The sequence below is a fragment of the Bacillus sp. ISL-55 genome, from assembly GCF_018613155.1.
Classification (GTDB): Bacteria; Bacillota; Bacilli; order Bacillales; family Cytobacillaceae; genus Mesobacillus.
On sequence record NZ_JAGGQU010000019.1, the window covers coordinates 32,334 to 44,056 of the forward strand.

Here is an 11,723-nt window from a genome sequence, read left to right on the forward strand (position 1 = left end):
GGGCAAGAAGGTGAATTACAGACAGCTTGGAAGCACAGGGATAAAGGTGTCAGAAGTTGGTTTTGGTGCCTGGCAGCTCGGCAACGCCAGGGACTGGGAAGGTATGGAGGACAATCATGCAATCAGGCTGGTGCATGAATCGCTTGATCAGGGCTGCAATTTCTTTGATACCGCTCCGAATTATGGCGGGGGAAATAGTGAATCCTTGCTTGGGAAAGCTCTTTCTGGAAAAAGGAGCGAGGCGGTGATTAACAGCAAGTTTGGTCATCATCCAGATAATACCCTCAATTTTGATTCGCAGAAAATCCGAAGTTCGGTTGAAGATAGCTTACGCCGGCTTAAAACGGATTATCTCGATTCAATTTTATTGCATAACCCACCGTTTGAAATCCTGACCGGGGTTACGGATCATTTCGATGTGTTGGAATCCCTCAAGCATGAAGGAAAGATTCGGGCTTATGGAGCTTCAGTGGACTCTGCGAGAGAAATGGACGAGCTTATTCGGAATACTGGAAGCCAGGTTATTGAGGTAATGTTCAACATTTTTCATCAGGAGCCAAGACAAGCCTTCAAGAAGGCAGCGGAAAAAGATGTAGGGCTGATTGTAAAAGTTCCGCTTGATTCTGGGTGGCTATCAGGTAAGTATGATGAGAATAGTGTATTTACAGACATAAGGAGCCGTTGGGACAGGGATCAGCTTAAAAAAAGAGCAGAGCTCCTGCCTGTACTTAAGGATATGCTCGAACCAGAAGAGTCGCTTGTCCAGTTGGCTTTAAGGTATATTCTTTATTATCAGGAGGTCTCTACAGTCATTCCTGGAAACAAGAATCTTGAGCAGCTGATTGAGAATTTATCTGCTTCAAATAAAAGGATCTCAGCGGAGAAGGCGAAAAAGATAGAAGAGATTTGGGAACAAAAGCTGCAAGCCGCCCCGTTGGGATGGTAGAAAAACAATATAGAGTTTTTGGAGGTTTTAAATAATGGCATATCAACCAGACAGTAATCGCTATGAAACAATGACATATAACAGGTGCGGAAAATCAGGTCTTAAATTGCCGGCCATTTCCTTAGGGCTTTGGCACAATTTCGGAGGCCAGGATCCTTTTGAAAATGGCCGTTCGTTAATTAGAAGAGCTTTTGATCTTGGCATTACTCATTTCGATCTTGCGAATAACTATGGCCCGCCGCCAGGATCAGCAGAAGAGAACTTCGGCGCAATTCTTAAAAAGGATTTTTCAGGATACCGTGATGAAATGGTGATTTCTACGAAAGCTGGTTATGGCATGTGGCAGGGGCCTTATGGCGACTGGGGTTCAAGAAAATACCTCGTTTCGAGTCTTGACCAGAGCTTGAAAAGGATGGGACTTGATTATGTCGACATTTTCTACCATCACAGACCGGACCCGGAAACTCCATTAGAGGAAACAATGATGGCGCTTGATCATGTTGTCAGGCAGGGTAAAGCTTTGTATGTAGGGCTATCAAATTATGGTGTCGAGGAAACGAAGCAGGCCATCGGAATTTTAAAAGAGCTGGGTACTCCATTGCTGATCCATCAGCCTGCTTATTCGATGTTTAACCGATGGGTAGAAGACGGACTGACTGATTTGCTTAAAGATGAAGGAGTCGGATCGATCGCATTTGTTCCACTTGCTCAGGGATTGCTGACAAACCGATATATCAATGGAATTCCTACAGATTCCAGGGCTTTAAAGCCAAACAGCTTCCTGAATGAGGGAGATGTATCTGAAGAAGTTCTTACTAAGGTTAGAAAATTAAATGAAATAGCACAGGACCGCGGCCAGTCACTTGCCCAGATGGCACTTGCCTGGGTGCTCAGGGAACAGAAAATCACCTCAGCCCTCATCGGTGCAAGCAAGGTCAGCCAAATCGAAGAAAATGTCGCTGCGCTGAAACGCCTTGATTTCAGTGAATCAGAACTGAATATGATCGATGACATCTTAAAATAACTCTTCAAAAAAGCTGTAAAACCATTTGGTTTTACAGCTTTTGTTGTATAACGGAATTGTTTTCTTGTATTTAGGGTAAAGGTGATTTGGTCTTATATCAAGAGTTCTCTTTTTACTAGAGGTGGATGCTTTGGTAGTATTTAGCTTAGCTTGATGTAACTGAAAATAAGAAATCCTCAAAGTGCTAACACTATTTATTAATTAAAATACAAGAGAATATAGGGGTGAAAAAAGTGATCAGCTTTGAAAATGTATCGAAGAAATATGACGATGGAACCTATGCGGTAAATAACTTTAATTTACATATCAAAGAAGGGGAATTGCTTGTCCTGATCGGGCCAAGCGGTTCTGGCAAAACGACCACATTAAAAATGATCAATCGATTGATTCCTCTTACGGAAGGTTACATTAAAATCAAGGATAGGATGATCAGTGACTATGATATTCATGAGCTTCGCTGGGACATTGGATATGTCCTTCAGCAAATAGCGCTATTTCCGCATATGACGATCGAAGAAAATATTGCGGTTGTTCCGGAAATGAAGAAATGGGAGCAGCAAAAGATTGATCGCCGTATAGATGAATTGCTGAATATGGTGGGACTTGAACCAAAAACCTATCGTAAAAGGCTGCCCCATGAATTATCAGGAGGGCAGCAGCAAAGAATTGGCGTAGCCCGTGCGCTGGCTGCAAACCCGCCGATTATTTTAATGGACGAGCCATTCAGTGCGCTGGATCCCCTGAGCAGGGAAAAGCTCCAGGATGATCTAATTGAACTTCAAAAAAACATAAAGAAAACCATTGTATTCGTTACCCATGATATGAACGAAGCATTAAAGCTTGGAGATCGGGTTTGTTTGATGAGGAAAGGAGAAGTTGTGCAGACTGGCACACCTGAAGAGCTGATTCAACAACCTGTAAATGAATTTGTCCGTGAATTTGTAGGGATAGATCATGGAAACAGAACAAATGTTGATGTGCGGGAAGCTATCCAACCGTTAACATCTAAAGAACTGAACAATCTGCCTGTAATTGCCTCAACAGTGTCTATTAATGAAATTCTCTCGTTATTGAGTGAGCATGAACAGCTGGCGGTTCGAGAAATGGATGAAATAATTGGGACCATAGACAGGCAGGGAATGATCATGATTTTATCCAGGCAGATGGAGGGGATGAAATGAATAGCTGGACTTCCACATTTATAGATAGAAAGGAAGAGCTACTAGGTTCCCTTCTGGAACATATCCAAATTTCTTTTATAGCACTATTTTTCGCTGTCCTAATTGCTATACCATTGGGCATCTTTCTTACCAGAAGGAAGCAAATTTCGGAAGGGATCATCGGGATAACAGCTGTTCTGCAAACGATTCCTTCGCTTGCATTGCTTGGCTTATTAATCCCTCTGTTCGGCATTGGGAAGGTCCCTGCAATCATCGCGCTTGTGGTTTATGCGCTGCTGCCGATCCTAAGGAATACATATACAGGAATCAATGAAGTGGATCCTTCCTTAATCGAGGCCTCTCGTGCCATGGGAATGAACAGCAAGCGACGACTGATGAAAGTCGAACTCCCGTTGGCGATGCCAGTCATTATGGCGGGAATCAGGACGGCTATGGTATTGATTGTCGGAACAGCGACGATTGCCGCGCTGATCGGAGCAGGTGGTTTGGGAGACCTGATCCTCCTCGGAATCGACAGGAATAATACTGCATTAATCGTTCTTGGCGCCATTCCGGCTGCCTTGCTTGCTATTTTGTTCGACATTGTGCTCAGAAGGTTTGAAACTGTGTCCTTTAAAAAATCTCTTATCACGATTGGTGCCATATCTTTAGCAGTTCTATTAATAATGGTCATTCCATTTTTAGGCGGGAAAAATGAAGAAGAGTTCGTCATTGGAGGAAAACTAGGTTCCGAACCAGAGATTTTAATCAACATGTATAAGCTTCTTATTGAAGAAGAAACAGACCATTCTGTCCAGTTGAAACCTGGTCTGGGGAAGACTTCGTTTGTTTTTACAGCATTGGAAAACGGCAATATTGACATTTATCCCGAATTCACTGGCACGGCCATCTCGGAATTTTTAAAAGAAACAGCCGGCAGCACAAACAGGGAAGAAGTATACCAGCAGGCAAAAGAAGGAATGAAAAAAGAGTTTGGTATGGAAATGCTTCAGCCAATGGATTATAACAATACCTATGCTTTAGCTGTTCCTAAAAAGTTTGCAGAAGAAAACAACTTAAAAACCATCTCAGATCTAAAATCGATTGAATCCTCGCTGAAAGCAGGTTTCACACTTGAATTTTCCGATCGTGAAGATGGCTACAAAGGTATCAAAAAACTCTATGGCTTAAAGCTGCCAAGCTTGATCACGATGGAGCCAAAACTGAGATATCGAGCGATTAAAAATGGTGAAATTAACTTGGTCGATGCATACTCAACCGACAGTGAGCTCCAGCGCTATAAACTCGTCGTGCTTGAAGACGATAAAAACTTATTCCCTCCGTATCAGGGAGCTCCTCTGCTAAGAGCAGAAACAGCAGAAAAATATCCCGAAATCGTCGACGCACTTAACAAGCTCGCAGGTAAAATCACCGATGACGAAATGCGGAAAATGAATTACGAGGTGAATGTAAAAGGGAAGTCGGCTGAGGAAACAGCACGGGAATATTTGAAGGAAGCGGGATTATTGAAATAAATTAATTTTGGAACATCAATTAAGACAAGAGGCAGAAAAACCAATTGGTTTTTCTGCCTCTTTGTCAGTGGGAGAATTAATACAGACTAATTATTTAATCTGGATAGAAAGCGAGCTTTTGCCTGTTCGAAAATGGCATTGATTTCGCCATGAATGGAATCTCTTTCATTTTTATTAGCCACATCTATAACCTTGTATTTTAATTCCTTCACTAAATTATGCTCTTCTGAAGTCAAAATATCCTTAAACATATGAATCCTCCTGTTGAATGCGTTGAGAAATTTAAAATCTCATGATGGAAAAACCGAATTTGGCTTTCTTGATAGATGATTGTTTACCCGCTTTTGAAAACTAATAAACTTTTTCTGAACACCAATATTTTAATAAGAGTCCTTACAAGGCTTACTGGCTAGATAATCAAGCAAACAATCAGCCATCTATTTAGTAGGTGTCCAAGTGATTCAGAGTGGGGATAGTTCATATGGCGATTTGTATGGTGATTTACTTAGCGTATACGGCGTTAGTGGATCCTTGATTATATGAGTAGATATTGATCCATTGTGTCCGTTTGCAGCCTGGCAGATTATGTTGCGTAATCAGGTATAATGAGTTTAAGGTATTTTTATTAGGATCGGTGGCGAACCAGTATAGGAGGACCAAAAATGAAAATAGCAATCTCATTCAGTGGCGGGAAGGACTCTACGCTAGCATTATACAAAATACAAAGCAATCCTGATTTTGAGGTTGATTCATTGCTTGTGACCCTGACAGAAGGATTCGATCGCGTAACGATTCATGGAGTCCGATACGAGCTGTTGAAGCTGCAGTCTGAGTCATTAGGCATTCCATTAAGAGAGGTATGGCTTCCTCAGGACTGTCCGGACGAAAAGTATCAAGAAATAATGGGGAAAGCAGTTGCTGGTATGAGAGAAGACGGAGTTACCCATATCGCTTTTGGCGATATACATCTTCAGGATGTTCGAGAATATCGAGAAAAAATGTTATCATCATCGGGAATAATCCCATTATTTCCTCTCTGGGGTTTACCGGTTGAGGAAGTAAGTCGTGAGTTTGTTAATCTTGGATTCAAAACGGTTTTAACATGTGTTGATTTAGAAAGTCTGGAGCCGTCCTATGCAGGCAAAGTATATGATAGAAAATTTATCACGGAATATCCGAAAGACCATGATATTTGCGGAGAGAATGGAGAATTCCATTCATTTGTATTTGATGGTCCTAACTTTGAATTTCCTATCAACTTTAGATTAGGTGAGAAAAAAGTGACAAAGGATTATTTCACTCAAAAAGAACGATTTTTGTTTGTAGATTTAATCCCGGATTAAATCTTATAAACTTTAATGTTCAAATAGATCGTTAAAAGACTGCCAGCCAGAAAAATAATGACTCCCGAAACAGAATTTGGAGATAGATAATGTAAAAAATCCATAAAAAGCACCCCTTTATTCATATGTGAATATCGTATTACGATATTTTGTATTTTAATTATATCGTGTTAAGATATATTTATCAATAAGAAAGTAAGGTGGAATTTTTGCTTAGTAAAGACGTATATGAGTACCTGGCTGAGTTTCGGTACCAATTGAGGAAGTTCCAGAAGTTCAGTGAAACAGCAGCTGAAAATATGGGCATCACAGCCCAGCAGCACCAATTGATGCTAGCGATAAAAGGGTACCCGGAAAGGGATTATGCTACACCGAGCGAACTGGCAGAACGAATGCAAATCACCCATCATTCATGTGTTGGCCTGATTGACCGCAGTGAAAAATCAGGACTGGTCTCACGCAGGAAAAACCCGGAAGATGGCCGAAGTGTCTTCGTTGATGTAACTGCTAAAGGAATGGAGATTCTTGAAGGCCTTTCTGAGATTCACCTTGAAGAAATCAAGCGTATTGGATTGTTTAAGGAGAAGCTTTGAATCTAAAGCAGGGAAATAAACAACTGAAAAAATTAGTTTATTATGAGGTTACTTATGAAAAAAATAATCATCTATCTTGGAATTATAATTACAATCCTATTCCTTTTTTTGCTGGGGACTTATAAATTAATGAATTCCCGGACTTTTCAATTGTTCGGCGGCCTAACATCCCAAGTGGAAACCGAAGAAAAAGTAGTCGCTATAACCTTTGATGATGGCCCAACAAATAAAGTGGAAGATATATTGCCAATATTGGAGAAGTACGATGCTAAGGCAACATTCTTCCTGATTGGAAATGAAATCGAAAAAAATTCAGAAGCAGCACAAATGATTGCCCAGGCAGGTCATCAAATTGGAAATCACACCTATTCGCACAAAAGGATGGTGTTGAAATCCCCTTCCTTTATCAAAGAGGAAATTGAGAAAACCAATAAGCTGATAGTACAAGCAGGCTTTACCGGTGAAATTGACTTCAGGCCGCCTAATGGAAAAAAACTGCTCGGTCTCCCTTATTACCTGAATCAGCAAAATATCGACACGATCACCTGGAATCTCGAGCCGGATTCCTATTACACCAAGTCATCCGACAAGATAAATTATGTAAAGAAAAATGTAAAACCGGGATCCATTATTCTATTGCATCCTATGTACGATAAGACAGGCGAAGAGCTTAAAGCACTTGAGGGAATCTTAAAGACATTGAGTACAGAAGGATATACATTCATCACGGTAAACGAGCTTCAGGAGATGTAAATGATATGTAAATCCTAAATGGACAAATAAAAAAACTGCAAAACCAATTGGTTTTGCAGTTTTTTAGTAAGTGGAGAATAGGGGGCTCGAACCCCTGACCTCAACGCTGCCAGCGTTGCGCTCTCCCAGCTGAGCTAATCCCCCGTATCTAAATAAATAAGGTACAAGAAAGATTATATAACCATCTTGCCGGACATGCAAGACAAAATTTTGAGGAAACTAAAAAAGCCGCGATTGAGCGGCTTCCTACAAACCTTCAATTTCAACCCGGTTAATCCCTTCGATTTCCGACACCGTTTCGTAAACATCGGTCGTCTTTCTGCGGAAGTCCACGGTTACAATCAACTGAACCAGCTGGTAACCTTCTGCAAGATCCTTGATGCGGACATTTTTCAAAGCGATTTTTTCTTCCTTGATCTTGGTAATAATATCAGCAATGCTTTCCCGGCTATCGACATTGAACTGCAGGCGGATCTCTTTTTCCCTTAATTGTCTTGGCCCTATGAAAGTCATCAAGAATGGGATGAATTCCACACTCACAATGAGTAAAGCTACACCAGCAATGGCTTCCCAGTAAAATCCGGCGCCAACCGTTATTCCGATACCAGCGGCACCCCAAATCATCGCGGCCGTAGTCAGGCCCGAAATTGTGTCATTCCCTCTTCGTAAAATAACCCCGGCACCAAGGAACCCGATTCCCGAGACAATCTGGGCTGCCAAACGGAGAGGATCCATCGTGATATTGACATCCTCATCCCCTGGGAACATATAAGCTGATTCACTGGATACAATCGTCAAAAGACAACTGACAATCGATATAACCAAACTCGTTTTAAGACCAACAGGTTTTCTTTTAATTTCCCTTTCAAGCCCTATGACCAGGCCCAAGAAAGCGGATATCCCCAGCTTAAGTAAAATTTCCATATCAATCGAATAGAACATATCGTATCTCCTGCCCCTGATAAGATGTATTTACTTTCCCTAAAAATGGCGAATTAAACTTTTCCAATAAAAATCAATTTTATTTCAAGATAAAAGTTCGATTTCATTGTAAAATACATATAATTCACAATGAATTTAATTAAAGGAGAATGGAAATGGAATCACCTAAAGTAAATCCTTATATGGCGTTAGCGATTGGAGTCGTGGCAGTCTCAACTTCTGCGATTCTCGTTAAAGTCTCGTCTGCACCTTCTGGAGTCATAGCTTTTTACCGATTATTCTTTTCTGTGCTGTTAATGCTGCCGGTATTTCTAATAAAGTATGTTTCTGAACTCCGTCTTATTACGAAACGGGATTGGGTATTCACAGGGATAGCCGGAATTTTTCTGGCTTTTCATTTTATCCTCTGGTTTGAATCACTTAACTATACCTCAGTAGCAAGTTCAACTGTGCTGGTCACTCTTCAACCGCTATTTGCATTTGTTGGCGCATACCTGTTTTTTAAGGAACGTGTATCCGTTAAGGCGATTCTTAGCGGCTTAATAGCAATTGGCGGCAGTGTCATCATTAGTTGGGGTGATTTTAAGATCAGTGGAAGCGCACTGTTTGGAGACTTTTTGGCGATTGTTGCATGCGCCTTGGTAACTGTCTATCTATTATTTGGCCAAACCGTTAGGAAGAGAATGTCTTTAATAACCTATACTTTTATCGTGTACAGTATCAGCTCAATTACTTTGTTCTTCTATGTAATAGCCGTAGGTGATTCGTTTTATCCATATCCTACAAGCGATTGGGTTTACTTCATCCTCCTTGCGCTGATACCAACCTTGCTTGGACATACATTGTTCAACTGGTCTATAAAGTGGATCAGCGCCTCGGTCATTTCTATGGCGATACTATTTGAACCAGTGGGCGCAACCGTCCTGGCCTTTTACCTGCTAGGTGAAAAAGTAATTTTGACACAGGTGATCGGAGGACTGGTTGTTATTGCTGGGATAACATTATTTTTAGTGGATGAAAGAAAGATGAAGCTGAAAAATCAAGCAGAAATTAAATCAATATCGGGGTAGGGGATTAATGTGCAAATTAGAAAGGCTACGAAGAATGATGCGGGCGGTATCGCAAAGGTTCACGTTATAAGCTGGCAAGAAACGTATCAGGGATTGGTAAGCCAGGAATATTTAGATTCTTTGAAGGTGGAGGACCGGAAAGCTTTATGGGAAAAAGGCTTGTCACTAAATGCTGAAACTTCTCCGGTTTTCGTCGCTGTTAACTCAGAAGGGGAAATAGTCGGATTCGCATCTTTCGGAAAAGAAAGGTCAGGGAACTTTACAGCTGATGGAGAATTATATGCGATTTATATCCGTAAAGAGTACCAAAGAGGAAAACTGGGCTTAAGGCTGCTCCAAGCAGGTCTGGAAGATTTATTAAAGAAAGGTTATGAATCCATGCTCGTTTGGGTGTTAGCAGATAATGAAAGTCGTAAGTTTTATGAAAGCCTTAACCCCCAAAAAGCTGGAGAAGAAGTTGTGGAAATTGCGGGCAGAGAGTATCTCGAATATGCATATGCTTGGAAGGAACTAAATATCCTGCAACAGACTGTCATAGAAAAATTAAGGAGATAGATTTATAAAGACAAATATTAAACGGAGGTTTAAATGAACGTTCAAGAGATCATGGCCATGCTTGCGGAGCTGAGTTCAGAGCAAACGAAGAAAACTTTCATGAATCATGGAGCGAGTGGAAATCTATACGGCGTAAAGATTGGGGATTTGAAAAAGCTTGTTAAACATGTGAAAAAAGACCACGAGTTGGCTCTTGCCTTATATGATACAGGAAATTTTGATGCTATGTATTTAGCAGGTCTGTCAATTAACCCCCAATTGGTGACAAAGGAAACCCTCCAAAAATGGGTGAAAAAAGCAGACTGGTACATGCTTGCAGAATATACTGTTGCAGGAGTAGCGGCTGAAAGTCATTATGCTTTGGAACTTGCACGTGAATGGATGGAGTCAGAAAAAGAAATGACCGCAGTTGCGGGTTGGAGCACATATGCTAATTATTTATCCATTACTCCTGATGAAGAACTGGACTTAGAAGAAATCCGAGTCCTGCTGCAAAGAGCAGAAACAACTATTCATCAAGAAAAAAACCGAGTTCGATATTGTATTAATGGATTTGTAATTAGTGTAGGAGCCTATATAATTGACCTGCATGATGAAGCAATTAAAGTTGCTGAAACAATCGGGAAGGTTCAAGTCAATATGGGTAACACTGCGTGCAAAGTTCCTCTTGCCGTTCCTTATATAGAAAAGATTGCAAGTCGTAACAAAATTGGTGTTAAGCGGAAGAGTTGTATCTGTTAAGTTCAAAATTAAGGATGTATAACCTTTTGTGTCCAAACCGCCTTGATGGTTTAGCTAAATGAAATACATAAAAATCGCTTAACAAGTATGTTAAGCGATTTTGGGCTTTTATCAATTATTTTATTAGCACTACGAATTCAAATTTTTAACTGATAAACTAAAAAGAGTTAAATAAATAGATATGTGAACCTGGAAAACAGTAATGCGCAAACAGTTGATAAGATTAAAGTTCCTCCATGAACCCTTCCTTCAGCATTGGCGATTTTAATGGCTTCAATGTAGGCAATACTAAATAATAGTACCGCCATGAATAGAGAGAGATAAAGTGCGATTAATTGCAGCAAATAGATTCACCTCAGTAAATTAGTTTGTCCAAAGCATTATATGAGCACAATGGAGAAATTATTAATAAAAAAGATTTAATAAGAAGAAACTCGGAAAAACAAAAAGAATTCTGCCATTGTGAAAAATTCTTTTAAAATTATATTGCAAACATATTTTATCCATGGTATATTTAATCTCGCTTCAGAAAAACAACGTTGAATTGAAAAAATAAACATCAGTTTTTACGAAAAAGAAAAACAAAAATGATGTTGACAATAACAAATCAGCGTGTTATATTAATAAAGTCGCTTCTGGGCGACGAACTGAACAAATTGTTCTTTGAAAACTAAACAAACAAGCGTCAACAAACAATAAATGATCATGGCTTCTATTATAGAAGAACATGAGCCAACGTTTTAAATTATGAGCTAAACTCATACTCTTTCTTGGAGAGTTTGATCCTGGCTCAGGACGAACGCTGGCGGCGTGCCTAATACATGCAAGTCGAGCGGATCTTCATTAGCTTGCTTTTGAAGATCAGCGGCGGACGGGTGAGTAACACGTGGGCAACCTGCCTGTAAGACTGGGATAACTTCGGGAAACCGGAGCTAATACCGGATAATCCTTTCCCTCTCATGAGGGAAAGCTGAAAGACGGTTTCGGCTGTCACTTACAGATGGGCCCGCGGCGCATTAGCTAGTTGGTGAGGTAACGGCTCACCAAGGCAACGATGCGTA

12 protein-coding genes, 1 tRNA gene and 1 rRNA gene are annotated in these 11,723 nt (G+C 40.5%); 11 read left to right on the plus strand and 3 right to left on the minus strand.

Annotation, left to right across the window (positions count from 1 at the left end; translation table 11 throughout):
* Nucleotides 1-10 precede the first annotated feature (10 nt).
* The 4 genes from J7E32_RS10820 to opuFB all read left to right on the plus strand — a co-directional run bounded on the left by J7E32_RS10820 (nucleotide 11) and on the right by opuFB (nucleotide 4,665).
* On the plus strand, nucleotides 11-946 hold the full coding sequence (locus tag J7E32_RS10820) for an aldo/keto reductase (RefSeq protein WP_214907171.1): 936 nt from the start codon (nucleotides 11-13) through the stop codon (nucleotides 944-946).
* A 34-nt stretch (nucleotides 947-980) separates the two neighbouring features.
* On the plus strand, nucleotides 981-1,970 hold the full coding sequence (gene mgrA / locus J7E32_RS10825) for an L-glyceraldehyde 3-phosphate reductase (protein WP_214907173.1): 990 nt from the start codon (nucleotides 981-983) through the stop codon (nucleotides 1,968-1,970).
* A gap of 233 nt (nucleotides 1,971-2,203) precedes the next feature.
* Nucleotides 2,204-3,151, plus strand: a complete 948-nt coding sequence (locus J7E32_RS10830; RefSeq protein WP_214907197.1) for an ABC transporter ATP-binding protein — start codon at nucleotides 2,204-2,206, stop codon at nucleotides 3,149-3,151.
* Nucleotides 3,148-4,665: an osmoprotectant update ABC transporter permease/substrate-binding subunit OpuFB gene (gene opuFB, locus J7E32_RS10835; protein WP_214907176.1), complete on the plus strand. Its 1,518-nt coding sequence runs from the start codon at nucleotides 3,148-3,150 to the stop codon at nucleotides 4,663-4,665. The genes J7E32_RS10830 and opuFB overlap by 4 nt, the downstream gene beginning before the upstream one ends.
* A gap of 86 nt (nucleotides 4,666-4,751) precedes the next feature.
* On the opposite strand, the gene J7E32_RS10840 is transcribed toward opuFB, so the two are convergent.
* The gene (locus tag J7E32_RS10840) at nucleotides 4,752-4,916 is read right to left on the minus strand and encodes a hypothetical protein (protein WP_214907178.1); all 165 of its coding nucleotides are present in this window, start codon (nucleotides 4,914-4,916) and stop codon (nucleotides 4,752-4,754) included.
* Between the two features lie 411 nt (nucleotides 4,917-5,327).
* Between J7E32_RS10840 and J7E32_RS10845 the strand changes: the two genes are divergently transcribed.
* The 3 genes from J7E32_RS10845 (at nucleotide 5,328) to J7E32_RS10855 (ending at nucleotide 7,354) form a co-directional block, all read left to right on the plus strand.
* Entirely contained in the window at nucleotides 5,328-6,008 is a 681-nt protein-coding gene (locus tag J7E32_RS10845; RefSeq protein ID WP_214907180.1) for a Dph6-related ATP pyrophosphatase, read from the plus strand.
* Between the two features lie 200 nt (nucleotides 6,009-6,208).
* Nucleotides 6,209-6,601, plus strand: a complete 393-nt coding sequence (locus J7E32_RS10850) for a MarR family winged helix-turn-helix transcriptional regulator (protein WP_214907183.1) — start codon at nucleotides 6,209-6,211, stop codon at nucleotides 6,599-6,601.
* A gap of 54 nt (nucleotides 6,602-6,655) precedes the next feature.
* Nucleotides 6,656-7,354: a polysaccharide deacetylase family protein gene (locus tag J7E32_RS10855; RefSeq protein WP_214907185.1), complete on the plus strand. Its 699-nt coding sequence runs from the start codon at nucleotides 6,656-6,658 to the stop codon at nucleotides 7,352-7,354.
* A 71-nt stretch (nucleotides 7,355-7,425) separates the two neighbouring features.
* Here J7E32_RS10855 and J7E32_RS10860 read toward each other — a convergent pair.
* Nucleotides 7,426-7,498, minus strand: a tRNA-Ala gene (locus J7E32_RS10860).
* 102 nt (nucleotides 7,499-7,600) lie between these two features.
* The gene (locus J7E32_RS10865; protein ID WP_214907187.1) at nucleotides 7,601-8,296 is read right to left on the minus strand and encodes an MgtC/SapB family protein; all 696 of its coding nucleotides are present in this window, start codon (nucleotides 8,294-8,296) and stop codon (nucleotides 7,601-7,603) included.
* 155 nt (nucleotides 8,297-8,451) lie between these two features.
* Here J7E32_RS10865 and J7E32_RS10870 point away from each other — a divergent pair, with 155 nt between their 5' ends.
* The 4 genes from J7E32_RS10870 to J7E32_RS10885 form a co-directional block, all read left to right on the plus strand.
* Complete coding sequence (locus J7E32_RS10870; RefSeq protein ID WP_214907189.1) at nucleotides 8,452-9,366, plus strand: DMT family transporter; 915 nt, start codon at nucleotides 8,452-8,454, stop codon at nucleotides 9,364-9,366.
* A 9-nt stretch (nucleotides 9,367-9,375) separates the two neighbouring features.
* The gene (locus tag J7E32_RS10875; RefSeq protein ID WP_214907191.1) at nucleotides 9,376-9,921 is read left to right on the plus strand and encodes a GNAT family N-acetyltransferase; all 546 of its coding nucleotides are present in this window, start codon (nucleotides 9,376-9,378) and stop codon (nucleotides 9,919-9,921) included.
* 33 nt (nucleotides 9,922-9,954) lie between these two features.
* Nucleotides 9,955-10,662, plus strand: coding sequence for a DNA alkylation repair protein (locus J7E32_RS10880; RefSeq protein WP_214907193.1), 708 nt, complete (start codon nucleotides 9,955-9,957; stop codon nucleotides 10,660-10,662).
* A gap of 767 nt (nucleotides 10,663-11,429) precedes the next feature.
* Nucleotides 11,430-11,723, plus strand: a 16S ribosomal RNA gene (locus J7E32_RS10885); the annotation flags it as partial.